The 23,495-nt window shown below is 66.3% G+C and carries 22 protein-coding genes; 11 read left to right on the top strand and 11 right to left on the bottom strand.

Annotation, left to right across the window (positions count from 1 at the left end; genetic code table 11):
* Nucleotides 1–6: 6 nt before the first annotated feature.
* From AB5J62_RS24335 to AB5J62_RS24325, 3 genes are read left to right on the top strand one after another with little or no spacing between them, the layout of a single operon-like run.
* Entirely contained in the window at nucleotides 7–825 is an 819-nt protein-coding gene (locus tag AB5J62_RS24335; RefSeq protein WP_370942243.1) for a hypothetical protein, read from the top strand.
* Between the two features lie 52 nt (nucleotides 826–877).
* Nucleotides 878–1,486, top strand: coding sequence for a cytochrome c oxidase subunit 3 (locus tag AB5J62_RS24330; protein ID WP_370942242.1), 609 nt, complete (start codon nucleotides 878–880; stop codon nucleotides 1,484–1,486).
* On the top strand, nucleotides 1,483–1,764 hold the full coding sequence (locus AB5J62_RS24325) for a cytochrome C oxidase subunit IV family protein (RefSeq protein ID WP_370942241.1): 282 nt from the start codon (nucleotides 1,483–1,485) through the stop codon (nucleotides 1,762–1,764). The genes AB5J62_RS24330 and AB5J62_RS24325 overlap by 4 nt, the downstream gene beginning before the upstream one ends.
* Nucleotides 1,765–1,816: 52 nt before the next feature.
* Here AB5J62_RS24325 and AB5J62_RS24320 read toward each other — a convergent pair whose 3' ends face one another.
* From AB5J62_RS24320 to AB5J62_RS24310, 3 genes are read right to left on the bottom strand one after another with little or no spacing between them, the layout of a single operon-like run.
* Nucleotides 1,817–2,683 (bottom strand): ABC transporter ATP-binding protein, encoded by an 867-nt coding sequence (locus tag AB5J62_RS24320; RefSeq protein ID WP_370942240.1) that lies wholly within the window; start codon nucleotides 2,681–2,683, stop codon nucleotides 1,817–1,819.
* Between the two features lie 5 nt (nucleotides 2,684–2,688).
* On the bottom strand, nucleotides 2,689–3,747 hold the full coding sequence (locus AB5J62_RS24315; protein ID WP_370942239.1) for a FecCD family ABC transporter permease: 1,059 nt from the start codon (nucleotides 3,745–3,747) through the stop codon (nucleotides 2,689–2,691).
* A gap of 1 nt (nucleotide 3,748) precedes the next feature.
* Entirely contained in the window at nucleotides 3,749–4,786 is a 1,038-nt protein-coding gene (locus tag AB5J62_RS24310; RefSeq protein ID WP_370942238.1) for a FecCD family ABC transporter permease, read from the bottom strand.
* A 96-nt stretch (nucleotides 4,787–4,882) separates the two neighbouring features.
* On the opposite strand from AB5J62_RS24310, the gene AB5J62_RS24305 reads away from it, so the two are divergent.
* Nucleotides 4,883–5,905 carry an ABC transporter substrate-binding protein gene (locus tag AB5J62_RS24305; protein WP_370942237.1) on the top strand — a complete coding sequence of 341 codons (1,023 nt, stop codon included), beginning with the start codon at nucleotides 4,883–4,885 and terminating at the stop codon, nucleotides 5,903–5,905.
* Nucleotides 5,906–6,048: 143 nt separating this feature from the next.
* Here AB5J62_RS24305 and AB5J62_RS24300 read toward each other — a convergent pair whose 3' ends face one another.
* Genes AB5J62_RS24300 through AB5J62_RS24285 form a run of 4 tightly spaced genes read right to left on the bottom strand, consistent with a single transcriptional unit; the run spans nucleotide 6,049 to nucleotide 9,089 of the window.
* Nucleotides 6,049–6,987, bottom strand: coding sequence for a 2,3-dihydroxyphenylpropionate 1,2-dioxygenase (locus AB5J62_RS24300; protein ID WP_370942236.1), 939 nt, complete (start codon nucleotides 6,985–6,987; stop codon nucleotides 6,049–6,051).
* A complete protein-coding gene (locus AB5J62_RS24295; protein ID WP_370942235.1) occupies nucleotides 6,984–7,853 on the bottom strand; it encodes an alpha/beta fold hydrolase in 870 nt (289 codons plus the stop codon). The genes AB5J62_RS24300 and AB5J62_RS24295 overlap by 4 nt, the downstream gene beginning before the upstream one ends.
* 13 nt (nucleotides 7,854–7,866) lie before the next feature.
* Complete coding sequence (locus tag AB5J62_RS24290) at nucleotides 7,867–8,355, bottom strand: cupin domain-containing protein (RefSeq protein WP_370942234.1); 489 nt, start codon at nucleotides 8,353–8,355, stop codon at nucleotides 7,867–7,869.
* Nucleotides 8,352–9,089, bottom strand: coding sequence for an SDR family oxidoreductase (locus tag AB5J62_RS24285; protein ID WP_370950320.1), 738 nt, complete (start codon nucleotides 9,087–9,089; stop codon nucleotides 8,352–8,354). Before AB5J62_RS24285 ends, AB5J62_RS24290 begins: the two co-directional genes overlap by 4 nt.
* A 54-nt stretch (nucleotides 9,090–9,143) precedes the next feature.
* Between AB5J62_RS24285 and AB5J62_RS24280 the strand changes: the two genes are divergently transcribed.
* The 4 genes from AB5J62_RS24280 (at nucleotide 9,144) to AB5J62_RS24265 (ending at nucleotide 12,349) form a co-directional block, all read left to right on the top strand.
* Nucleotides 9,144–9,926 (top strand): IclR family transcriptional regulator, encoded by a 783-nt coding sequence (locus AB5J62_RS24280; protein ID WP_370942233.1) that lies wholly within the window; start codon nucleotides 9,144–9,146, stop codon nucleotides 9,924–9,926.
* A gap of 93 nt (nucleotides 9,927–10,019) precedes the next feature.
* Entirely contained in the window at nucleotides 10,020–11,519 is a 1,500-nt protein-coding gene (locus tag AB5J62_RS24275) for a flavin-containing monooxygenase (RefSeq protein WP_370942232.1), read from the top strand.
* Between the two features lies 1 nt (nucleotide 11,520).
* Nucleotides 11,521–11,964, top strand: coding sequence for a cupin domain-containing protein (locus AB5J62_RS24270; RefSeq protein WP_370942231.1), 444 nt, complete (start codon nucleotides 11,521–11,523; stop codon nucleotides 11,962–11,964).
* A gap of 4 nt (nucleotides 11,965–11,968) precedes the next feature.
* Nucleotides 11,969–12,349 (top strand): nuclear transport factor 2 family protein, encoded by a 381-nt coding sequence (locus tag AB5J62_RS24265; protein ID WP_370942229.1) that lies wholly within the window; start codon nucleotides 11,969–11,971, stop codon nucleotides 12,347–12,349.
* Here the strand turns inward: AB5J62_RS24265 and AB5J62_RS24260 are convergent.
* Both AB5J62_RS24260 and AB5J62_RS24255 read right to left on the bottom strand, forming a co-directional pair.
* On the bottom strand, nucleotides 12,312–13,544 hold the full coding sequence (locus AB5J62_RS24260) for a cation:proton antiporter (RefSeq protein WP_370942227.1): 1,233 nt from the start codon (nucleotides 13,542–13,544) through the stop codon (nucleotides 12,312–12,314). The genes AB5J62_RS24265 and AB5J62_RS24260 overlap by 38 nt on opposite strands.
* 198 nt (nucleotides 13,545–13,742) lie before the next feature.
* Nucleotides 13,743–15,173, bottom strand: coding sequence for an FAD-dependent oxidoreductase (locus AB5J62_RS24255; protein WP_370942226.1), 1,431 nt, complete (start codon nucleotides 15,171–15,173; stop codon nucleotides 13,743–13,745).
* Nucleotides 15,174–15,808: 635 nt separating this feature from the next.
* Between AB5J62_RS24255 and AB5J62_RS24250 the strand changes: the two genes are divergently transcribed.
* From AB5J62_RS24250 to AB5J62_RS24240, 3 genes are all read left to right on the top strand, one after another.
* Complete coding sequence (locus AB5J62_RS24250) at nucleotides 15,809–17,632, top strand: hypothetical protein (protein ID WP_370942225.1); 1,824 nt, start codon at nucleotides 15,809–15,811, stop codon at nucleotides 17,630–17,632.
* 108 nt (nucleotides 17,633–17,740) lie between these two features.
* On the top strand, nucleotides 17,741–19,585 hold the full coding sequence (gene asnB / locus AB5J62_RS24245) for an asparagine synthase (glutamine-hydrolyzing) (RefSeq protein ID WP_370942224.1): 1,845 nt from the start codon (nucleotides 17,741–17,743) through the stop codon (nucleotides 19,583–19,585).
* A gap of 21 nt (nucleotides 19,586–19,606) precedes the next feature.
* Entirely contained in the window at nucleotides 19,607–20,725 is a 1,119-nt protein-coding gene (locus AB5J62_RS24240; protein WP_370942223.1) for an NAD(P)-dependent alcohol dehydrogenase, read from the top strand.
* On the opposite strand, the gene AB5J62_RS24235 is transcribed toward AB5J62_RS24240, so the two are convergent.
* Entirely contained in the window at nucleotides 20,726–21,967 is a 1,242-nt protein-coding gene (locus tag AB5J62_RS24235; protein ID WP_370942222.1) for a cytochrome P450, read from the bottom strand. It abuts the gene before it with no gap.
* A complete protein-coding gene (locus AB5J62_RS24230) occupies nucleotides 21,964–23,466 on the bottom strand; it encodes a prenyltransferase/squalene oxidase repeat-containing protein (RefSeq protein WP_370942221.1) in 1,503 nt (500 codons plus the stop codon). The genes AB5J62_RS24235 and AB5J62_RS24230 overlap by 4 nt, the downstream gene beginning before the upstream one ends.
* Between the last annotated feature and the right edge of the window lie 29 nt (nucleotides 23,467–23,495).

Genomic DNA, 23,495 nt, shown 5'->3' with positions numbered 1-23,495 from the left:
CCTGATATGAGAAACACCGCGCAGCGGGCGTGTATATGGTGCGGCCCCGCCTTTGTGGTCCTGGTGCTCGCGGGCTGGGGACTGCTGGCGGGATTCTTTCCCCCGCCGTCGCCGAGTGACAGTCCCGACCAGGTCGCGGCCATGTTCCGCGACGGCGGGGGCTGGATGAAGCTCGGCCTTGTCATCGCGATGGTCGGAGCCGGGCTGCTCGCGCCCTGGTTTGCCGCAACCGCGGTGCAGCTCAGGCGTATTGAGGGTGGATCCGTTCCGGTGTGGACTTACACATACCTCATGTGCGGTGCCGCCACGGTCATCGAGTTCCTCTTCCCTTTGATGATCTGGCAGAGCGCGGTCTTCCGCGCTGAGAGCTCTGCTTCCGAAATTTTGCAGAAGCTGAATGACCTGGCATGGCTGTGCTGGCTCGGGATCACGTCGACTGTGATTCTTCAAGGGGTCGCGACAGCCGTGGTGGTCTTCGGTGATAAGCGTGCCAAGCCGATATTGCCGCGCTGGTATGCGTACCTCTGCCTCTGGTGCATGATGCTGGTTTCGACTTCCAGCGCCATCGTTTTCTTCAAGGGTGGACCGTTCGCTTGGAATGGTATCGCCGGATTCTGGTTCGCGCTGGTCGGCATCTGCTTCTGGGTTTTCGTCACGGCCATGCTGCTACTTCGTTTGACGGCTCGCCGGGATATCGAAGACGACTTCTCGAGTTCGGTGAGCGCCGAAGTTGACCTGCGCAGTGAGATCAGGGCCCTGTCCTCTCGTGTTGCAGAACTCGAATCCGGGAAGTCTGCATCGCGTGAAAGAACACTGAAGTCTTGATTGTTGTCCATGTGATCTTAGCTGTGCGTTGTCACCAGTGGAGAAACTAGCGATGCGGCGAATCGACTTTCAGCGGGCGATGGTCGCCGGTCATCCGGGCGGTGCGCCGAGGGTGCCCGGCGAGTATGGGGTCTGGATAGTGCTCTTCGGTGACATGATGATCTTCGCTGTCATCTTCGCGACTTTCCTGCACTACCGCACGCGAGATCTTTCGGGGTTCGTGTATTCCTCGCGGCAGTTGTCGCAGGAGCTCGGTGCGCTGAACACCGTTGTCCTGCTTTCCAGCTCGTTCCTGGTCGCTTGTGCTGTTCGGTCGTTCCGGGTGCCGCGGGCTCGGCGGACGGCACCCGCGCTCATTCGAGGCGGACTGGTGCTGGGTGCCGTTTTCTGCGTGATCAAGATCGTTGAATATGTGGACAAGCTCTCGCGGGGGATAACTCCGGCGACCGGCGACTTCTGGATGTTCTTCTACGTTCTGACCGGGTTGCATCTGGTGCATCTTCTCGGCGGCATGGCGGTGTTGTGGTTTCTGCTCAGGATAAGCCGGCAGGATGAGCTTCCCGCGAATCGCATGGTCTTGGTCGAGTGTGGGGCGCTGTACTGGCACATGGTGGATTTGCTGTGGGTTGAGATTTTTCCGCTTCTTTACCTCTTGAGGTGATCATCTTGTTGATGAGGTCCGTCGGAGCGGTGTGGCTCGTTCTGATTCTCGCGACGGTTTTGTCCTGGCTCCTGTTCTGGGCTTCTGGGGACAGGGCGGCGGCAGGCGCGCCGGTTTCGTCCGCCACGATTTTGATCGTGGCATTCGTGAAAGCCCGGTTGATCGCACTCCACTTCATGGAGGTACGGGAGGCTCCGAAGGCGATGCGAGCGCTCCTGGACGTCTACTGCGTTGTGGTGTGCGGTGTATTGGTATACCTGTTGGTAGAGGGCGCCTGAGCCGGCCCGCCGGCGATGTGTGCCGCCCGGTGGACCGGCCGTGCTTCAGTACTTATGCGACTGTGTCGCTTTGGTCGATGTGCTGTGCGGCGGAAGGTTGAGAATTCGGTCCGCTCTGTCCTGGGCCCGGGGCCGGATGGTGGCGGCTGATCGGGATCACCATCGGCGTGCCGCTCACCGGGTCCGGGCGCACCTGGCAGCGGACGTCGAACACCTTGTGGACCAGTTCCTCGGTGATGACCTCGGCCGCTTTGCCCGCGGCAACGACCCGGCCTGCCTTCATCGCGACCAGGTGATCGGCGTAGCGGCAAGCTTGCGGGAGATCGTGCAGGATCATCACCACGGTCCGGCCCTCGTCGCGGTTGAGGTCGAGGATCAGGTCCAGAACCTCGATCTGGTGCGCCAGGTCGAGGTAGGTCGTCGGCTCGTCCAGCAATAGCACGGGGGTGCACTGCGCGACGGCCATCGCGATCCACGCGCGCTGGCGCTGGCCGCCGGAGAGTTCGCCGACAGGGCGGTCGGCGAGGCCTGACATACCGGTGGCCTCCAGCGCGGCTCGCACCGCGTCTTCGTCCGATGTGGACCATTGACGCCACCAGGTCTGGTGGGGCGCGCGGCCACGGCTGACAAGGTCGGCGACGGTCATGCCCTCCGGTGCGACCGGGGATTGCGGCAAGATTCCCAGCTGTTGGGCGATCTGGCGGGTCGGCAGCTCCTCGAGCGAGCGGTCGCCGAGGTACACGGTGCCCACGCGCGGCGTCAGCAACCTTGCGAGCGTCCGCAGCAGCGTTGACTTGCCGCAGGCGTTCGCGCCGACGATCGCGGTGACCTTGCCGTGTGGGATGTCCAGATCGAGGCCGTCGATGATCACGCGGTCGTCGTAGGCGACGCGCAGGTCCTTCACCCGAAGGGATGTCACGGGAATCAGCCTCCGGAGTCGGATCGGTTGGCCCTGGCCAGCAACCAGAGCAGGATGGGAGCACCGAGCACACCGGTTACGATGCCGACCGGCAGCGTGGACGCGGTGATCTGACGCGCGATGACGTCGCTGCCCAGCACGATGACCGCTCCGGCGAGCGCGGACGCGATGATCGGGGGAGCGGGCAGCTTGGCCAGCCGTTGCGCGATCTGTGGTGAGGTGAGCGCGACGAACGAGATCGGGCCGGCGGACGCGGTCGCGAACGCGACCAGGCCCGCCCCGGACAGCAGCAGCCCGAGCCGCACCGGTTGCACGGGTGTGCCGAGCCCGGTCGCCACCTCGTCGCCGAGCGACAATGTCGCCATCCAGCGGGAAAGGCCCAGCACCACTGGGAACAGTACGGTGAGCGCGATGCCCAGCGGGACGACGTGATCCCAGCCGCGGTTGGCGAGGTTGCCGACCAGCCAGCCGATCGACGCCTGGGCATCGGTGATCTGCGCGCGACTGAGGAGGTAGTCGGTGAGGCTGGTGCACAACGCGAAGACGCCGATTCCGATCAACAGGATTCGGTAGCCGGTGGTGCCGCGCCGCCACGCCAGCGCGTAGACGAGCGCCGCGGTGAGCAGCCCGCCGAGCAGGCCTAGCGTGGTGGTGCCGAGACCGCCGCCGAAGCCGAGCGTGATCCCGGCGACCACGGCGGTGGCCGCGCCCGCGTTGATGCCGATCATGTCGGGGCTGGCCAGCGGATTGCGTGTGATGGTCTGGAAAGCCGCGCCGGACGCGCCGAACGCGAGCCCGGCGAGCAGCCCGGTCAGCGCGCGGGGGAGTCGCAGATCTCGCACGATGTATCCGGTGCCGCCGTCACTGCCGCCCAACACGGCGGAGAACACCTCGGACACGCTCAGCGGTATGTCGCCGATTGTCATGCCCACACAGAACAATGTGAACGCCAGCACGGTGAGTAGACAGCAGAGCAGTGCCGACCGGGGGCGGATCCTGGCCGAGATCAGAGGCTTCGCGAGCCGGACGGTGACCCGGTCGCGTCGCAGGTGCGGCAGGCTCACGTCAGGACTCCGCGAGCTTGCGACGGCGGACCAGAAAGATGAAGAATGGCGCACCGATGAACGCGACGATCACGCCTGCCCGTATCTCGTTCGGCCGCGCCACGACGCGGCCGAGCACATCGGCGGCGAGCAGCAGGCACGGCGCGGTAACAGCGGCGTACGGCAGCAGCCAGCGGTGGTCGGGGCCGATGACGAACCGCACCGCGTGCGGGATGATCAGACCGAGGAACACGATCGGCCCGGCGACGGCGACGGCCGCGCCGGTCAGCAGTGTGATGGCCACCGCGCCCCTCAGCCGCAACGGTCCCAGCCTCCGGCCAAGCGCCACTGCCACATCGTCGCCGAGTGCAAGGCTGTTGAGCGCTGGAGCGCTCGCGATCGCCAGCACCACCCCGGTGACAAGGAACGGCAGCACCCGCAGCAGCGCCTCACTGTCCACGCCGGACAGTGAACCCGCGGACCAGAAACGGTAGCGGTTGAGCGCCACCGGATCCGACAGGACCATCGCGCTGGTGAACGAGGCGAGCAGCGCGGTCACGGCGGCGCCCGCCAGCGCGAGCTTGACCGGACTCGCCCCGGCGCGCCCGCGCGTGCCGAGGAAGTAGACGGCGGCCGTCGCGCCGAGTGCGCCGGCGAAGGCGAACCAGATGTAGCCATAGAGCGACCCGACGCCGAGAACGGTGATCGAGAACACGATCGCGAACGCGGCTCCGGCGCTGATACCGAGCAAGCCGGGGTCTGCCAAAGGATTTCGGGTCAGCGCCTGCATCAGCGCGCCCGCCAGCCCGAGCCCTGCGCCGACCAATATCGCCAGCACTGTCCTTGGCGTCCGGACACTGTGGATGATCACCGCGTCGGCAGAGCCGTCGTTGTGCCACAGCACACCCCAGACATTGCCGAACGAGATCTCCTTGGAACCGAGCCAGATGCTCAGCAGGCACAACAGGACCAGCACGCTTGTGGCGGCCAAGAGGCCGATCGCGCGGCTTGTGTTCGTCGGGCGTCGTATGGTCGCGACGCTGGCTGGTTCCGTTCGCATCACACCTCCGTTGGCATTTACTTTAGGTAAGGCTAATCTAATCGACAAGCCTTAAATTAAGGGTGGCTACCCTCAACCTTCAGGAGTGGTGTGCGCATGCCCGTGTTCCAAAACGGTGCCGGATTCACTCGGCGCGGGTTCCTGGCCGGCGCGAGCGGGCTCGCGGCGGCGGCCACGCTCGGCGCGTGCGGTGGAGGTGACAAGCCCGTGGATGTGTCGTCCGGGGCGTGGGAGTTCATCGACGATCGTGGCCAGAAGGCGGTGCGCGATCAGCGGCCTGCCCGCGTCGTGGCCTACGTCAGCTCGGCCGCCGCGTTGTGGGACTACGGCGTGCACCCGGTGGGTGTCTTTGGTCCGCAGAAGACGGCTGACGGTGGTAAGGAGGTTCAGGCGGGCAATATCGACCTCGGTGCCGTGACCTCGATCGGTAACGCATGGGACGACTTCAGTATGGAGAAGTTCGCCGCGGCCAGGGCGGACCTGGTGATCACCGGGCTGACCGGTGTCAAGCCGACCGACCTGTGGGTGCTCAAGGACGACCTTGGCCCGAAGGTGCAGCAGATCGCGCCGATCGTCGCAATGTCGGAGTACAAGGTCACCTTGCCCGGGGTGATCGAGCGCTATGAACGACTCGCGGTCGCGCTCGGCGGCGACTCTGACTCCGCGGTCATCAAGAAGGGCAGGGAAGAGTTCCAGAAAGCGTCAGATGATCTCAAGTCGGCGATCAAAGCCAAGCCGGGCCTCAAGGTGCTGGTCGTCTCCGGCGACAAGGACAACCTGTACGTGTGTAAACCGGACTTCTTCGCCGATCTGGCCTATTACCGCGACCTGGGGCTCGACATCGTCAACGGGGAAGGCTCCGCCGACTACTTCGAGACGCTCAGCTGGGAGCAGGCCGGCAAGCACCCGGCCGACCTGATCCTCACCGACAGCCGCACCTACGCCCTGTCGCGCCAGCAGATGGCGCGGTTCCCGACGTGGGCGCAGCTGCCCGCGGTGAAGGCGAACCAGCTTGCCGACTGGTCGACCGAGCCCCGGTTCAATCCGGTGCTCGCGGCGCCTGTCGTCCAGAAGCTGGCCGAAGTCGTGCGCGGCGCGCAAGCGGGCATCGCCGCTTGATTGTCAACACACGGGCTTCGCCGACAGCCGCCGCCTCGGAGAGCGGGTTCGCCGTCAGCCGCGGCTGACGGCGAACCCGGTCCGTCCGGTGTCAGCGACGGCCCGCCAATCGCGGCAGCCGCCGCTGCTCGCGTTGGCCGTACTCATGACGGAATGTCGAAGGTGGTTCCGATACCCATGCCGGTGATCCATTCCGGCACCGCTTCGTAGCTGGTCCACCGCAGCGGCTTTCCCGTCGCCGCGTGGCCGGCCAGCCAACAGCGGATCTCGTGCCCGCCGGTGCCCGCCAGCTCCTCGAGCCCGTCGCTGCCGAGTTCGACGACAAGGGAGAGGTCGTTCTCGCACAGTGCGTCGAGGAACCAGGTGTCCCAGGCGCGATTCACCTTTGTGGCAGGGTTGCCGCCCATCGCGCGAACACGCGGTTCGCGCTCGGCGGTGAACGTGGCGACATCGAGCCTGCCGTTGATCAGGGCCGCACGCTTTCCTGCGGTGACGGCCGGGTCGCGCGGGTCGTTCGACGGCAGCCAGTGTGAGAGACCACCACTTGCGATGATCAGCACGCGGCCGTCGAATGTCGAGGCACGGAGTGTCTCGCCCAGTGCGAGGCCGAAGTCGCGGCAGCGCGTGAGAGATGGCAAGGGCGGGGCCGCTGTGTTCAGCACGACGGGAACCATCGGGATCCGGGTTCCGCCGGTCGCCATTTCGTAGCCCTGCACGATGCCGTGGTCGGCGGTGAGCGAGTAGGACAGCGCCGGATCGAATCCGGACTCACCAAGTCCTTTGTGGACATCCCAGGCCAGTGCACTGTGTACGGGGAGCGGCCCCGAGGCGCTGCCGAAGTCTCCGTACCCGGTCGCGGACTCGACGCCGACCACGAACGATGGCATCACGTCGTAGAAGTTGGCGTGGAAATGGTCGGGGCCGATCACCACGACGGCGTCGGGCGCCAGCTTGGCGACGGCCTTGGCGACGCGGTCGGCATCCGCGAGGAACAGAGCACCTGGCTCGCCTGGCTTCGGGGCTGCGAGCATGGTGGCGAAGGGGGAATGCGAGATTCCGACGAAACCGACGATCTCGCTCATCGCGCCGCACCTACCCTGCTGAGGAACTCCGTGTGCGCGCTCAGGAATTCGGACGGCTTCTCCCATTGTGGCCAGTGGCCTGCCCCGTCGATGATGTGCAGCCGTGAACCGGGAATCCAGGTTTGCAGCAGCTCAGCCTCGTCGAGCCCTCCGGTCGGGTCATGGCTGGTCCACAGCAGCAGGGTCGGCGCGGTGATCCTGCCTGTCCAGTCGGGGCCCCACGCGTACGCGCACCGCACCGCGGGGTCTTGAAGCACGAGCGTGTTCTCGATGGCGCGCAGGTAGCCGGGCCGGGTGTAGACATTCTGTCGCAGCCGGACGAGTTCGTCGGTGACGAGGCTCTTGTCGTGAAAGAGCCATTCGACCCGGCGGCGGACTGTCGCATCACTCGGGTCGAGGACGGCGGCCATGGTGCTGGCCTTGAGCCGCTCCATCACTTCAGGCTTGTTGGCGATGTTTCCGGGGGTGTTGAGCACGAGCCTGTCGACACGTTCGGGATAGTGCGCGGCGGTCCACGCCGCGACCCAGCCGCCGAGTGATTCGCCGGAAAGGTGTGCGCGTTCGATCCCGAGCACGTCGAGCAGGTCGACGAGGTGATCGGTGAGCACATCGATCGTGTAGGGCTTGTCCGGCAGGTCGCTCCAGCCATGCCCGACCATGTCGTACGCGGTCACGGTGAAATGCCTCGCCAGTGGCGCGATGTTGCGGGAGTACGCTTCCAGGTGACCGCCGGTTCCGTGCAGCAGCACGAGATCCGGTCCGCTGCCTGCGCGCAGCACCCTCGTCGAGACACCGTCCACGTCGAGCTTGCGTAGTTCGTGCGGGACGCTTCCGATGTCTGCCCAGATGCTGGTGTGCGGCCTCATGTGGTTCTCCCTTTCAGTCTCCGAAGGCCGCGCGGGCCTCGGCGATGGTGACGAGCCCGGCGCTCTGGCGCCGGGTCAGCCCGAGTGCGGCGACGAGTCGTGAGCCTTCGATCGTCAGGAACACCACCGGGGCGTTCTCGTCGTCGTTGTAGTGGCGGTGCCAGGTCCACGGCGGGGTGTAGACGCAGGCGCCGGTCGTCCATTCGACTCTTTCGTCTTCGACCTCGCTGTGCCCGCGTCCGCTGATGACGTAGTGGACGGTCTCGTGGTGGTGGCGTTGCATGTCCGAGCTGAGCCCGGCGGGGATCACCTGGTGGAAGATTTCGAACCCGAACGTCGGTAGCCGCCCTGCGATCGCCAGCTCGGACGGGTTGTGGATCGCGCTGGCGGGCAGCTGCTCGAGTTCGTCTGCGTTGAGCACCAGCGGACGTGCCTGGCCTGGTGGCACGTGGTCGGTCAGTCCTTTGAGGAAGGTATTCAGCGAGAAGCCGTTGCCGGTCATGGGGTCTCCGTTCGTCCGCCGTCAGCTGTCACCACTGTGCCGTTGATGAACGACGCGCGCTCGGAAGCCAGGAAGGCGATCACGTCGCCGATCTCGCGCGGGCGGGCGGGTCGTCCCAGCGGGATGGCGGCGTTGTCGGCGAGGCCGTCCGCATCGCCGCGAGCGCGCAGCACCTCACGGCGTCGTGCTGTGTCCGTGGCCCCTGGGGCCACGCAGTTGACTGTCACACCGCAGTCGGCGTACTCGCGCGACAGCAGTTTGGCGGCACTGGTCACCGCGGCTCGCAGAACCGTGGAGATCGCGAGTTCTTCCTGCGGTTGGCGTACGGCATTCGAAGTGACCACGACGACCCGGCCGAAGCCTCGCTCGGCCATGGTGGGCAGCGCCAACCGTGCGAGACGGAGCGGGCCGAGCAACAGCAGCTCCAGTGCCGCGTGCCACTGGTCGTCGCCCGCCGCGAGCACCCGTGCGGGCGGCGGACCGCCTGCGTTGAGCACGAGGACATCGAGCTTGTGTCCGACCTCGCCCATGACAAGTGCCGCGGACCCCGGATCGCTGATGTCGGCCACGATCGGGACGACCGGGGCGCCGGTGAGGTTCCTGGCCGCCCGCGTGAGCGAGTCGCGGTCGCGTCCGGTGATCGCCACGCGGTACCCGTCCGCGGCGAGTGCTTCCGCTGTCGCGAAGCCGATACCGGATCCTCCGCCACAGACGAGTGCGGTCCTGGTGTCGATGGCGGACTCCTGACTGGTCGTTGTACGGTGTTCGCCCCAGGGTGAGGGGGAGTCGTGACCCAGCCAACGAACGGTCCTAGTGAGCGGGACCCCAATGTCGAGGTGAACGGCGGGCTCGACCGTGCCGACGCGATCCTCACCGCCTTCGACGACACCCATCGCGAACTCACGCTCGGAGCGCTCGTGCGGCGCAGCGGATTGCCTCGTTCGACCGTGCACCGCACTGCCGCGACAATGATCCGGCTGGGCTGGCTTGACAAACCAGGCGACCGCTACCGCATCGGGAACAAGCTGTTCGAGATGTCCGGCCTGGTCCCGGTGCGCCACGAGCTGCGCGATGCCGTGCTCCCGTTCATGCAAGACCTGCACACCGCGACCAGGGCAACGGTCCAGCTCGGCGTGCTCGACGGCTTGAACGTGCTGGTCGTGGAGAAGATCACCGGACATCGGCGGATGCCCATGCTTTCGTTGGTCGGCGGGCGGATTCCGGTCCACTGCTCGGCGATCGGCCGCGCGATTCTCGCCTTCTCGGACACCGAGACCGTGAACGCCGTGCTCGCCGCCGGGCTCGAGCCGAGGACGAGCCGGACCATCACCTCGCCGGACGTGCTGCGGCGGAAGCTCGCCGAGATCCCGGATCGGGGCTGGGCGATGGAACGAGAGGAAGGCAATATCGGTGTCGCTTGTATCGCCGCGCCGATCTTCGGTCCGCTCAGCGCGGTGGTCGCCGGTCTGTCGGTGACCGGGCCGGTGGCCGGTATCCGGGCGGATCGGATGGGACCCGCCGTCCAGCTCGCCGCGGCCGCCGCGTCACGCGCGTACTCGCCTCGGCACTGAGCCGTCCAGGTCCCGCCCACTGAGACGCTCTGTTGTCTTGATGGGCGGCCTGCCAGCAGGCTGGGGCCTTCGCCAGATCGGGAGGTCCGGACAATGAAGATCGCGGTCATCGGAGCAGGTGTCGCCGGGTTGACGACGGCGAAGGTCCTGCTGCAGGCCGGCCATGAGGTGGAAGTCTTCGACAAGACGTCCGATGTCGGCGGTGTGTGGAGTCAGTCCCGGCGCTACCCGGGTTTGACGACGCAGAGCCCGTCGGCGCAGTACTCGTTCTCGGATTTCCCAATGCCAAAAGGGTTTCCGGAATGGCCGACCGGCGCACAGGTTCAGGAGTATCTCGCCTCCTACGTGACCAGGAATGGGATCGAGCCCGCACTCCGCCTCTCGACGAACGTGACGAGCGCCTTGCGGGCCGACGGTGGCTGGACGCTGGAAACCGATAGGGGTTCGGCGCACTTCGACCGGCTGGTCGTCGCCAACGGTGTCTTCTGCGAGCCGGCGATGCCTCGCTTCGAGGGCGTAGATGAATTCCGTGCAGCGGGCGGAAAGGTGCTCCCGGCCACTGAGCTGCACGACGTCGACCAGGCCCACGATCGGCATGTCCTCGTTGTCGGCTACGGCAAGACGGCCTGCGATGTCGCTGTGCCGCTCAGCGCGGCCGCGGCGAGTGTCGACGTGATCGCCAGGCAGCTGCTGTGGAAGGTGCCGCGCAGAATCGCCGGTGTGCTCAATTTCAAGATGCTGCTGCTGACCAGGATGGGGGAGGCGCTGTTCCGCTACCTGCACCTGCGTGGCATGGAGAAGTTCCTGCACGGACCTGGTGACGGACTCCGCCGCCGGATGCTCAACTCGGTCGGATCGGTGTCGATACGCCAGTTCAAGCTGAAGCGGTTGGACCTGGTGCCGCGCGGGGAGATGGAGGACATCGTCAAGGGCGCCATCGGATTGGCCACAGAGGGCTTCTTCGAAGCGGTCGCGGACGGCCGCATCACCGTGCGCCGCGATCTGACGATCCGCCGTCTGACTGTCCTCAACGGACAGCCGAGCGCCGAACTGGCCGACGGGAATGTGCTGCCCGCCGACTTGATCGTCTGCGCGACCGGGTTTACCCAGCAGGTCCCATTCCTCGACGAGAGCATCCACAAGGCACTGTTCGATGAGCGTGGAAATTTCGCACTGTACCGCCAGATACAGCCGATCGACGTGCCCGGCCTCTACTTCAACGGCTACAATTCGTCGTTCTTTTCCCCACTCAACGCGGAGATGGCCGCGTTGTGGATCGCGGCGGACCTGGCGGGCGCGATCGACCTGCCGGACGCGGCCGCCCGGCGCGCGGCCGTGACGGCGCAGCTCGCGTTCATGGACGTCGCGGCCGACACACACCATTGCCGGGGCGCCAAGATAATCCCGTTCTCGATGAAGAACATCGACGAGGTGCTCGGCGATCTCGGCCTGCAGATCGGCAAACCGGTACGTGCCTCGCACTGGCTGAACCCCGTCTCGCCCGCGGCCTACCGGAAGCTCACGCCGCAGCTGCTGCGTCGGCTCGCCGACCGCGTCGAGGACCGCCCCACGACTGTCCACACTGGAGGATGACATGACTCGCGTGATTCACCCGGACGATGGCGTCGACGTCGGCGCCATCGGGCTGGGCATCCACGTTCGCCTGACCGGCGAGGACACCAACGGCGCGTACTCGCTCTTCGAATATGTCGTGCCGCCAGGGCTCGGTGGCCCGCCGACACATGTGCACTCCCGCGAGGACGAGCTGTTCACCTGTACCCAGGGCAAGGTCCGCGTCGAGCTCGATGGCGAAGAGCACATCGTCGAATCGGGCGCGTCGCTGCTGATGCCGCGCGGTGTGCCGCACATGTTCCACAACCCGTTCGACGAGGAGACCCGGATCGTGGCGGTCGTCTCGCCGGGTGGCCTGGAGAACTACTACCGGGCGTTGAGCGAACTGCCGCCCGGGCCACGGGACATGGCGAAGATCGCTGGGATCATGGCCAGGTTCGGCCTGCGACTGCAGAACCAGGAGTGAGCCGATGTCATTCAGCCAAGAGATGGTGCGGAAGATGTGCGCACAGGTGGACGCCGACGACGCCGCCGGCTTTGCGGCGTGGTTCGCCGAAGACGCGACCTACACGTTCGCCAACCAGCAGACCGTCGTGGGGCCTGAGGCCATCGAAAGGGCGACTGCAGGGGCGGCGAGGGCGTTACCGTGGGTGCGCCACACGATCGACCAGGTCGCCGAGATCGGCGACCAGCTCTTCTGCCGGTTCACCATCCATACGGCCGCTCCGGACGGATCACCGCTCGCCATGCCGTGTGTGACTGTCATTCAGGTCCGTGGGGCCGAGGTCGTCGACTACCGCGTCCACATGGACATCACTCCCGCGATCGCCCAGCAGAACCAGCTCGGCTAGCGGATCGCGCCGGCATGAGACCGTCGGCGCCGCGGAAGCGGCGCCGCCAGGCGAGCAAATCCAGTGCCGGGTTGGTGACCGCTGTCGTGACCAGCGCGACGATGACCATGATCGAGTAGAGCTCGGTGGACAGGATGCCCAGCTCCAGGCCGGTGGTCAGCACGATGAGTTCGGTCAGACCCCTGGTGTTCATCAGCACCGCCAATGTGGTCGCCTGTTCCTGCGGCACCCCTACCAGCCGGGCGGTGGCATAGGTCCCGCCCATTTTGCCGACGATGGCCACGATCAGCGCCAACGCGATCAGCCCGATGGTCGCCGGCGACAGCGACAAGGTGACTTTCAGTCCGGCGGAAAGAAAATAGACCGGAAGGAGGAGTGCAGCGATGCCGGATATCAGGTCCCGGGTCCCTGTGTCCGACTTCATCAACGGGGCGATGACCGCGCCGAACAGAAAGGAGCCGAAGATGAAATGCAGGCCGATCGCCTCGGTCACGGCTCCGCAGGCCAGCCCGCCCGCGATCAGCACGACCGCGAAACCGGGACGTCCGGGAAGCCTGCGCAGGGCGGGCGTGACCACGAACCTGAGCAGCAAGAACAAAGGGATCACAAGAAGTGTGAGCCAGAAGGTGTGCGATCCTGTCCGGGCGAGCGCGGCTATCACGGCCAGCACCGTCCACGCCAGGACATCGCTGGCAGCGGCCGCGCCGATGGCGAGCTGCCCGGTGCCGGTATTGGTCATCTTGCGATGCTCAAGCAGCTTTGCCAGGACGGGAAACGCGGTGACGGACATCGCGATTCCCATGAACAGCACGAAGACGACCGAGTTTCCGTGGCCCCATGCGACAAGCAGCCCTCCCAACCCCGTGCCCAGCGCGAATGGCAGCAGCACCGAGCCGATCCCGATCAAGCCTGTTCGCCTGAGTTGCTGGGCCGGCTTCTCGGTGCCGAAGTCCATGCCGAGCACGAGCATGAACAAGGCGGCACCGATGTTGCCCAGCGTGCTCAGCTGTGGGCGGACGGTCTCCGGCAGCACAGTGGCGGAGAACGAACCAAGCAGCGTCGGCCCGAGCAGAACCCCGCCGAAGAGTTCGCCGATCACGCCAGGCTGGCCGAGCCATCGCGCGATCGTGCGGAAGGCGTAGCAGGCCAGCAAAGTCCCGGCGATCGCCGCGAAGGTCAATGAGGCCAGGTTCATGCTTCCTCCGGGAGACGGGACTGTGAAGACCGCGACGCAGGCGCTCGAACTGAACGCTCACGTCGCGGTCACAGCAGAAGTCGCGGTGTGTCACGGAACACTAGGGGTAGCAGTAGGACGATGTGTCGGGTTTCGGCCAGGTGAACGATCAGTGCCGGGCCCGGCACTGATCGTCTGGAAACCGGGCACCGCGACGGGTCACACCGCCGCCCATCCCAGCCCATCCTTGGCCACCGCAAGGCCATTGGTGCCACCGTTGTGCGACGTGACACCGTGCAGGGCTTCGTCCTGGAGGATTTGGCCTTCCTGGAAGGCTTCTCCGATGACGCGGGACGAATACATCGGGTTGTCCTCATTGTCCTCTGTCGTGACCGTGTCGACCGCGTGCCCGAGGTCGGCGGCCGCGGTCGTCAGACTGGCCATGACTTCGCTGGAAGCCAGGCCGCCTACCAGTTCGGCGAAGGCCGCAGTTTCCGCGGAGTCTATGTTGGTCAGCTTCTTCGCCGACCAGAAGTAGGATTTCTCGTCGCGATGCGTGTCGTAGAACGACACCAGGAATTTGTAGAACAGGCCGTACTCGTGGCGATACCGTGATTCGAACTCGGCGAAGGCGGTGTCCTCGTCCAGTGCGCCCTCGAGACAGCTGTTGATCGAGCGTGCGGCCAGCATCGCGCCGTATGTGGCCAGGTGCACTCCGGACGAGAGCACCGGGTCGACGAAGCAGGCGGCGTCGCCGACGAGCACCATGCCAGGTGCCCAGAAGTTGTCTTTCCAGTAGGAGTAGTCCTTGCGCACACGAACCTGGTCGTAGGGCGGCTCGGTCGCGACGGGCACGCCATCGAGCTTTTCGAGTACCTCTGGGCAGGAGGCGATCAGCCTGGTCCAGGCTTCTCGCGGGTTGCCCTGGATGAGCGAGCGTTGGTCCGGTGAGACGACCGCGCCGACGCTGGTCAGGTTGTCGCGCAGCGGGATGTACCAGATCCAGCCCGCGTCGAACGTCACGGAGAAGATGTTGCCGCTTTGGGGTTCCGGCAGGCGCGCGCCGCCGGCGAAGTAGCCGAAAACGGCCAGGTTGCGGAAGAAGTCCGAATTGATCCGGTCCCCGACATGGCGGTGGATCCGGCTGGTGTTCCCGGACGCGTCGACGACATACCGCGCGTGTGCGGTATGCGTGGTTCCGTCGGCGTCGGTGTACTGGACGCCATTGACACGGCCGCCATCTTCGAGAACTCTGCGCACAGAGCAGTTCTCCCGAATCTCCACGCCGCTGCGGCCGGCGTTGCGCAGCAGGATCTCGTCGAACCGCGACCGCTCGACCTGGAACGCCGTCGACAACGACTCGGGAACTCGGGATGACATGGCGAAGCTGAAGGACCAGGGTTCGGGATTGCTGCCCCACAGGAAGGTGCCGCCGCGCTTGACCGTGAAGCCTGCGGCGGCAACCTCGTCTGCCACGCCCAGCAGACGGCACACGCCCTGCACTGTGGACGGGAGCAGAGACTCGCCGATCTGATAGCGGGGGAAGCTTTCCTTCTCCAGTAGCAGTACTCGGTGGCCGCGCATGGCCACCACTGTCGCGGCAGTCGAACCCGCTGGTCCGCCGCCGACTACGATCACGTCGTATTCCATGCCGGGAATCTAAAGGGGCCGGTCACTCTCATTAGGACTTCCGGGCGCCCGGTGTCCATTTGTCTAGGCGATTTGGTTTGAACGGGCAAACGGTTGGATGCGCCATGTCGAGAGTCGCCGCGTGCGTTGCCACGGCGGAGCAAGGTCTCATCGAAATCAATACCTGCCAGGTGACATGCTGGTCACCGTTGGAGTACGGCGCGGGCGCCCAGGCGCTGTCCCCCTGACGCGGACGCGCACCGGTCCCGACGTGTGCCTCTTCGAGTCGGCCCCTGTTTGAGCTCGGGCCGCTGCCCGGCCGCCGAGCTCGCTACGGATGTGACGGTCTCGCTTGCGCAAACGTGTGAGGCAACACACAACATCACCTGCTGTGCGGCTCGGTGTTGGCGGGCTGCGGCCGTACAGGTGAGGGCGCTATCGGATGGGTGAGTGCGATGTCCGTCGATGATTCTTGATTATCCCTTGGGAGATAATAAAAGCAGGGCTGATCGGGTGGATCTTGCGGGGACGACCATGTCGGAAAGCGTTGCCGAGCAATGCTAAATTCGCCTGATCAGAAGGTCGACGGCAGTTCGGCGGGCGCGGCCCGTCGCAGCCGACCACCCTTACTATCGGAACGCGGGACGACGGTGGGCATGCCGGATCTGGTGAGGGAATCCGCGTTGAGCGGGCGGCTGGTGTTGTGGGAGGAGTCGGCCCGTGACGGCGCGCAGGGCAAAACCCTGATGAGCGCTGACTTTCGAGTCCAACTGGCTCGGGAGCACGGCCTGGTGTTCGGGGACGACGGACCGCGGCACGTGGTGTTCGCGGCCGGCTTTCCGGCGGTGTGTCAGGAAGAGTTCGCCGCCACGCGGCGGGTCGCGCTGGAGGCGGCCGGGTCTGTGAGCCCCGCGGCGGTATGCCGAGCCACCGCCGCTGACGTCCGGCAGGCGTGTGCTGCCGTGGGCGGCGTGCCGAACGCACGCGTGATGATCGTGGTTCCCGCTTCCGACGCGATGGCCGACGCGATGCTCCACGGTCTCGCCGCCGAAGCACTGGCCGACGCCGTCGCGCTGGTGCGCGCGATGCCCGAGGGGGTCATCGCCGACGTCTGCTTCGCCGACGCGCCACGGGGCGACCTCGACGTGATGGCGGGCGCGGCGACGAGGTTGACCGAGGCGGGTGCCGGTGTGATCGTCATCGCCGACACCATCGGCGACCTGCTGACCGACCGGTGCGCCGAGCTGTTCCGAGGACTGCTCGAGCGAGTGGCCGATGGTGTTGTCCTGGCGACGCACCTGCACAACGATCTCGGGCTCGGTTTGGCGAACACACTGGCCGCAGTGCGTGCCGGGGTGCGGGTGGTGTCGAGCTCGTGGCTGGGGGTCGCGGAGCGCAGCGGCATGGTCGCGACCGAACAACTCCTGTTCCTGCTGGCGCACCGCACCGCGGAGCTACTGGGCGACGCCGATCTCTGGCACAGCACTCCGGATTTGACCCGGCTGCCCTCGATCGCGCGGCAGGTGTCGGCGGAGATCGGGCTGCCGCTGACGGTGACCACGCCGATAGTCGGCACCGGTGTCGGCACGATTTCCACCGGCACCCCGTTCGTGCGACCGAAGACTTTCCAGCCCTACGATCCCGCAATACTCGGAATCAAGCCGACCGTCGTCCTGACCCACCTCGCCAGTGCCCGTGTCCTGCGCGCGGTCGCGGAACGGGCCGGGCTGCGGCTCGACCCGGCCGAGACGGCGGCGGCGCTCTCCTGGGTGAAGGCCGAGGCGTTCCACCGTAATGAAGCCGTCGTCGGTGACGAGGATCTGGTCGGGTTCGTCGACGGTCTCCGCAGGGCGGCCGACGCGCTGCGTGCAGGGGCGGCTGTGGTGTTTCCGAATCCATATCCGCTGACATCCGTCGTCGCCGCCACTGCTCCCGAGGTGGTCAACGTCGCGAAAGGCCGCCCAGTGGATCAGGCTGTCGCGCTGTGGCTCGTCGACGACGAGCGTTGGGCCGAGTTCGCCGACGTGCTGGATCTCGATGAGCCGACTCGGCTGTTCGCCCGTGAGTTGCTGGTGCGTGAACGGCTGACGTTGCTGCTGCCTGTGGTGCCAGGTCACGTGGCGGACTGGATACGTCCGGCCACTCGCGACGGCCACGTCCTCGTGTTCGGCGCCTGCTGGGAGCCGCTTCGGCCGATCCTCGCCAATGCGGGGTATCTCCACGTCAGCAGTGCCAACCCCACCGGACACCGGCCCGCTGCCTCCGCAAAGGACGCGATGACCATGTTCCCGCCCGAGGTCCACGTTCTCGACGTCACGGACGGCAAGCCCGCCATCGGCCGCACGGCGACGACGACGCTATGTGTGAGCCGCGATCGCGCGCTGGCACATACCCGTGGCGGCGCGCAGGACCGCGCCCATGCGAGTCCGGAGGCTTACACCACGTACCTGCGAACCGCATACGGTCGCACTGTGGACTGACCAGCTGGGCTGGAGTCGCATGGTGTGCTCGGGCAGAGTCGGGAGGCAAAGACACATACTCTGGCGAATCCAGTGCCTTGACACGCTCCTTCGCGGAACAGTGACCGCATGTGTGGCATCGCGGGCTGGGTCGGCTTCGACCGTGACCTGACCGTCGAGACGACGACGATCGATGCGATGACCGAGACCCTGGCGTACCGAGGGCCCGATGCGTGCGGCACCTGGGTGTGTCGTGAAGCGGCGGTCGGACACCGCCGTCTCGCCGTGATCGACCTCGACGGCGGCGTTCAGCCGATGAGCGTCGACACCGAGGCGGGCAAGGTCATCATGGTCTACAGCGGTGAGACGTACAACTACCTGGAGCTGCGTGACGAGCTGCGCCGACGCGGACATTCCTTTCGCACCGAGAGTGACACCGAGGTCGTGCTGCGCGGCTACCTCGAATGGGGTGAGGCCCTCGCGGAGAAGCTGAACGGGATGTACGCCTTCGCCATTTGGGACTCCCGCCACGCCAAGCTGGTGCTGATCCGGGACCGGCTCGGTGTGAAGCCGCTCTACTACTATCGCACCGCCGATGGGCTGCTGTTCGGCTCTGAGCCCAAGGCGATACTGGCCAACCCGCTCGCCAAGCGAGTGGTTGGTCTCGACGGGCTGCGCGAAGTGTTCTCCTTCGTCAGGAGCCCCGGCGCGGCCGTGTGGGAAGGCATGAGCCAGGTCGAGCCAGGCACCGTGGTCACGCTGGATCGCACCGGACTGCGCACCCACGTCTATTGGAAGCTGGAAACCCGCGAGCATGTCGACGACGAGCTGACCACCGTACGGCACGTGCGGGAACTGCTCGACGACATCGTGCGTCGTCAGATGGTCGCCGACGTGCCTCTGTGCGTGTTGCTGTCCGGCGGCCTCGACTCCAGCGCGCTGACTGCGCTCGCCACGCGGCGACCGGCGGAGCCGAATCGGGTCTTGCGCACGTGTTCGGTCGACTACGTGGGCCAGCGTGAGAACTTCAAGGCCAACGAGCTCCGCGGTGCCCACGACACCCCGTACGTGCACGAGGTTGTCCGGCGGGTGAAGTCCCAGCACTCCGAGATCGTGCTGGACACGGCGGGGCTGGCCGATCCGGAGGTGCGCCGGGCCGTGCTAGCGGCGCAGGACATCCCGGTCGGGCTCGGCGACATCGACGCCTCGCTCTACCTGCTGTTCAAGTCCGTACGGGAACAGTCGACGGTCGCACTGTCCGGGGAGGCCGCCGACGAGCTCTTCGGCGGCTACCGGTGGTTTCACCAGCCTGAGGTGCAGCGTGCCGACACATTCCCATGGATCGCCGGTCTCAGCCGCAATGTTCCGCACAACGAGCCCGCCGGTCTGCTGGATCCCGACCTGCTCGGCAAGCTGGACCGGGATAGCCACCTCCAGGACGGATACCGGGCTGCGGTGTCCACCGTGGATCGATTGCCGGGTGCGGACGAGCACGAGCACCGCATGCGGGTGATCAGCCACCTGCATCTGACGCGGCTCGTGCGCATGCTGCTGGATCGTAAGGACCGGTTCAGTATGGCGGTCGGACTCGAAGTCCGCGTCCCGTTCTGCGACCACCGTCTCGTGGAGTACGTGTACAATGCGCCCTGGTCGCTGAAAGCCTTCGACGGCCGGGAGAAGAGCCTCCTGCGTGGCGCGGTCCGCGACGTGCTGCCTCGGTCTGTGCTCGATCGGGCGAAAAGCCCATACCCCTCGAGTCAGGACCCCGCCTACGCGGTCGCGCTCCGAGACCAGGCCAAGCGGCTGCTCGCCGACGACGACCCGGTGTTCGCCATGCTCAACCGTGCCTGGCTGGAAGATGCCGTGCGGGACGGGGCCGCCGTTATCGGGCCGTCAACCCGCCACGGTCTGGAACGTGTGCTCAACCTGTCGACCTGGCTGGACCTCTACCGCCCGGAAATCCGGACTTCCTGACCTGCGAGGAGCGATTCCATCATGCGCGTCCAGGCCGCTGTGCTGTACGGCACCGACGAGCCTTTCCGGCTGGACCAGGTGAACCTCGACGGGCCGGGACCCGGTCAGGTGCTGGTGGAAGTGGCCGGTGCGGGGATCTGCCAGTCCGACCTGCTGTTCCGGACACCGGGTGTGTATGGCGAAGCCGGGTTGCTCCGGCTTCCTGCCATCGCCGGGCACGAGGGCGCCGGTGTGATCGTCGAGGTCGGTCAGGGAGTACGCGACCTCGCGATCGGCGACCACGTGGTTCTCACGTTCGACTCCTGTGGCGGATGTGCGAACTGCCTGACCGCGCATCCCGCCTACTGCATGGAGTTCCAGGAGCGCAATGGGACCGGCCGCGAACCTGATGGGTCGACGCCCGTCCGCGACAGTGCCGGCGCGCCGGTGAGCGCGCGGTGGTTCCAGCAGTCGTCGTTCGCCACCCATGCATTGGCCACGACCCGTAACGCGATCGTGGTGGACCGCTCGCTGCCGCTGGAACTACTCGGTCCGCTGGGCTGCGGAGTGCAGACGGGGGCGGGGACGGTGTTCACCGAACTGGCGGTCCAACCCGGCTCGAGCCTGGTGGTGTGGGGCGCGGGCACGGTGGGCCTTTCCGCGGTCATGGCGGCGAAAGTGGCGGGTGCGGGCCAGATCATCGCGGTCGACCTGCATGACGAACGGTTGGATCTGGCCCGTGAGCTGGGCGCCACGCACGCGTTGCGTGGCGACGACCCGGACGTGGCGGAGCGCGTACGTGCGTTCACCGGTGGCGGCGCGCGGTATGGCATCGAGGCAACCGGTATGCCCGAGGTGGCAGGTAGGGCGATCGCTTCGCTGGCCACTCGTGGTGTGCTGGCGCTGGTCGGGCTGATGTACAGCGATCTGGTGATCGGCCCGATGGACTTGGCGGTCGGCCGCACCCTGATCGGCGTGCTGACCGGCGATTCGGTGCCTGGGGAGCTGATCCCCCGGTTGATCGGATTGTGGCAGCAGGGCCGTTTCCCGTTCGACCGGCTGATCAGCCACTACCCGTTGTCTGCGATCAACCAAGCCGAACAGGACATGCTCGGCGGAGCGGTGGTCAAGCCGGTGTTGCTGCCGCGCCGAAGTGCGTGATCACCGGGTCCGGACTGTGAAGTCCTTCAGCGCGCGCAGTGGAAACCTGTCCAGGTACTGAGCGGTTTGGCCCGGCAGCAGCGAAAGGCGCGGAAAGCGGGTGGCCAGTGACTTCAACGCCACGGCGAGTTCCAAGCGGGCGAGCGCCGCTCCCACGCAGTGGTGCGGCCCACCACCGAACGCGAGATGTGAACGGGAATTGCTTCTGGTCACGTCGAAGGTGTCCGAGTCGGCGAAGACAGTCTCGTCACGGCTTCCCGAGCCATAAGCCAGGAAGATCCGCGTGCCCGCGGGAAGTGGCACGCCGGAAAGTTCGCAGGCACTGGTGACAGTCCGGAAGAACCCCGCTATCGGCGCGTCGTAACGCAATGCCTCCTCGACGAGCGCGTCCACATCCAGCGTTCCTTCTGCCAGCCGAGGCCAGCTTCCTTCGGTCAGCAGCCGGAGGACGATCGCGGCCAACCCTTGCGCGGTCGATTCATGGCCGGCGGAGATGAGCGTGGGGATCTGGGCCACCACCTCGTCCGGGGTCATCGTGTGTCCCCGGACCTCGCTGTGCAGCATGTAGCTGATCAGGTCTTCGCGCGGCTCCCGCTGCCGATCGGCCACGATCATCTTGCTCATGGCCGCGAATTCGTGAAGGCCGGCGATACATCGCCGCTGGAATTCCGCCGACGGAACCTCACGGGGAAGCAGGACCGCGACCCGCAGCTCTGTCCACTCCCGGCAGCGATCGTGGTACTCCTCGGGGACACCGAGGACTTTCAGGACGACGGTCAGCGGGAACGGATAGGCGAACCCCGCGATGAAGTCGAATTCCGACGTGGCAGCCAGCTCGTCGATGAGCGCCTCGGCGGCCACGTTCATGTCGTCCTTGTACTTGTTCAAGGCCCTCGGGGTGAAGCCCCGCCCCGCGACCGCACGGATCCTGGTGTGCTCCGGCCCGTCTATCGATCCCATCGGAGGTGCCGAACCGCGCCAGGTGGCCATGGCGCGGAGCAGATCGGGCGACAACGCCGACGGCGGTCGCGGATTGTGGTCGCGGCAGGAGAACAGGACGCTGTCGCGAAGCACCCTTTCGATGTCTTCGTGTTTGGTGACGCACCAGGCTTCGAGTCGAGAGGAGTAGAATACCGGGTTGCTTCGCCGGGCGGTGGCCAAGAAAGGATGGATGTCCTGCTTGTGCGTGGTGAACGGGTCGAAACTGTCGGCAGTCGGCTTGATGTGCATGCCCTCTCTCATGGTTTCTGTGTGGTGGAAACGAAGTCGCGAAGGCCCGCCGACGCGAAGGCATGGGTTTGGCGGGGAAGATGGCTGAGAAAAGGACGAGGCCCTGCCATGATCGGCAGCCCATGCCAGGTACCGTCGGATGTCTGTGTCCTGACGAGATAGTCGACGGCGTCGAGGAGCACTCCAGGTGAGATGGCCAGGCCCGACCGTGCGCACGTGGACAGCGCCAGCCCGGTCGCCGCGGGATCAGAGCAGGTGTCGGTGTCGGAGATCGGCCAGCCGCCGTCGGCTCGTTGCTGACCGACCAGCGCGAGGACGGCGTCGCTGCTCACATCACGGGTCCAGCCCACGGCCGAGGCGATCTCCGCGACGGCGTAGGTGCTGGACCGGTACCACTGCGCACCCCATCCGCCGGCGACCTGGTACCGCGAAATGAGCCATGTCGTGGCGCGTTCGGTTTCGATCCCCAACGTCGGATGCGCGGCGGCCGCGGCGACGACATGCGCCGTCACGTCCGACGATGGCGTGTCGTCGGAGGACTGCCAGGTCGTCCACAACCCGTCCTCCCGTTGGACCCGACGCAGGTAGCGGGCGCCTGCCGAGAGGACATCCCGGTCCCGGCCAAGTCCCGCCAGTGCGAGCAAAGCAGAGCCCGTCGTGTCGTTGTCCGACTCGATCCCGCGCTTGCACGCCCATCCTCCGTCGGCGGACTGGGCCCGTTCGACGAAGCCGAGTGCGGCATCGAGCATGTGCCCGTCGAAGGCGGGCACGCCACGCAGCGAACGCACCATCAGTGTCGTGTCCCAGATGTCGAACGACAGATATCGCCAAGTCCCATCAGCATGCTGGCTGCGCAGGAGGTAGTCGAGGCAACGAAGGGCAGATGGCCGATCGGCCGCGACGCTCGCCAGCGCGATATAGGCGAGGCTGGTTACTGCCGGCATCAGGCAGTAACCACCGTCTTCGCCTTGCTCCCGCTCCAAGGCTTCCACAGCGTCGATGGTCGTGGTGGAACCTGAACGTGCGCCGGAGATGATCTCCGCGGCGGCCAAGAGTGCCCGCTGCCACTGTTTCATGGTGTCTCGCCGACCGGCATCGGCCACGATCTGCCGCAGCCGGTGCGGATCGGCGCCAGGGCTGCCCGCACAGACCGCGAGCGTCTCGAGCAGCAGCGCACGTCCTGGCGGAGTCTGGTGGTTTCCCGGCAAGGCCGGTACGGACCCGCCGATCTGGCTCAGCGCGAGCTGACGTAGCCACGTCTCCACCGCGGTGGCGAAGGAGTCATGACGTTGAGGAGATGCGCCGGCCAGCCATTGTCTGGCTCTTCCGGCGGCTTCTCGGCCCCTGACCCCGCCCGCGGTGAGACAGATGACCGTGATGGCCGTGTCGAAGATTCTTGGATCCGGAGACTGTTCCCAGAAGCCTTCAGGATCCTGGGTTCGCCCTGCGAATCCCACGGCCAGGTCCAGCGCCTGGTTGGCATCGACGGCGGTAGATGGTTCAGTGGGCATGCCGGAAGAGTGACCTCCGGACGGTGGTT

This window comes from Amycolatopsis sp. cg5 (genome assembly GCF_041346955.1).
GTDB lineage: Bacteria > Actinomycetota > Actinomycetes > Mycobacteriales > Pseudonocardiaceae > Amycolatopsis.
The sequence above is the reverse complement of the archived record's forward strand: the minus strand, read 5'-3'. Positions and strand labels throughout refer to the sequence as shown.

Bases quoted from the DNA above. Each gene is read 5' to 3' on its own strand.
- AB5J62_RS24335 (WP_370942243.1), top strand. From the start codon at position 7: ATGAGAAACACCGCGCAGCGGGCGTGTATATGGTGCGGCCCCGCCTTT.
- AB5J62_RS24330 (WP_370942242.1), top strand. From the start codon at position 878: ATGCGGCGAATCGACTTTCAGCGGGCGATGGTCGCCGGTCATCCGGGC.
- AB5J62_RS24310 (WP_370942238.1), bottom strand. From the start codon at position 4,786: ATGCGAACGGAACCAGCCAGCGTCGCGACCATACGACGCCCGACGAAC.
- AB5J62_RS24305 (WP_370942237.1), top strand. From the start codon at position 4,883: ATGCCCGTGTTCCAAAACGGTGCCGGATTCACTCGGCGCGGGTTCCTG.
- AB5J62_RS24300 (WP_370942236.1), bottom strand. From the start codon at position 6,987: ATGAGCGAGATCGTCGGTTTCGTCGGAATCTCGCATTCCCCCTTCGCC.
- AB5J62_RS24295 (WP_370942235.1), bottom strand. From the start codon at position 7,853: ATGAGGCCGCACACCAGCATCTGGGCAGACATCGGAAGCGTCCCGCAC.
- AB5J62_RS24290 (WP_370942234.1), bottom strand. From the start codon at position 8,355: ATGACCGGCAACGGCTTCTCGCTGAATACCTTCCTCAAAGGACTGACC.
- AB5J62_RS24275 (WP_370942232.1), top strand. From the start codon at position 10,020: ATGAAGATCGCGGTCATCGGAGCAGGTGTCGCCGGGTTGACGACGGCG.
- AB5J62_RS24270 (WP_370942231.1), top strand. From the start codon at position 11,521: ATGACTCGCGTGATTCACCCGGACGATGGCGTCGACGTCGGCGCCATC.
- AB5J62_RS24265 (WP_370942229.1), top strand. From the start codon at position 11,969: ATGTCATTCAGCCAAGAGATGGTGCGGAAGATGTGCGCACAGGTGGAC.
- AB5J62_RS24260 (WP_370942227.1), bottom strand. From the start codon at position 13,544: ATGAACCTGGCCTCATTGACCTTCGCGGCGATCGCCGGGACTTTGCTG.
- AB5J62_RS24255 (WP_370942226.1), bottom strand. From the start codon at position 15,173: ATGGAATACGACGTGATCGTAGTCGGCGGCGGACCAGCGGGTTCGACT.
- AB5J62_RS24250 (WP_370942225.1), top strand. From the start codon at position 15,809: ATGCCGGATCTGGTGAGGGAATCCGCGTTGAGCGGGCGGCTGGTGTTG.
- asnB (WP_370942224.1), top strand. From the start codon at position 17,741: ATGTGTGGCATCGCGGGCTGGGTCGGCTTCGACCGTGACCTGACCGTC.
- AB5J62_RS24240 (WP_370942223.1), top strand. From the start codon at position 19,607: ATGCGCGTCCAGGCCGCTGTGCTGTACGGCACCGACGAGCCTTTCCGG.
- AB5J62_RS24235 (WP_370942222.1), bottom strand. From the start codon at position 21,967: ATGAGAGAGGGCATGCACATCAAGCCGACTGCCGACAGTTTCGACCCG.
- AB5J62_RS24230 (WP_370942221.1), bottom strand. From the start codon at position 23,466: ATGCCCACTGAACCATCTACCGCCGTCGATGCCAACCAGGCGCTGGAC.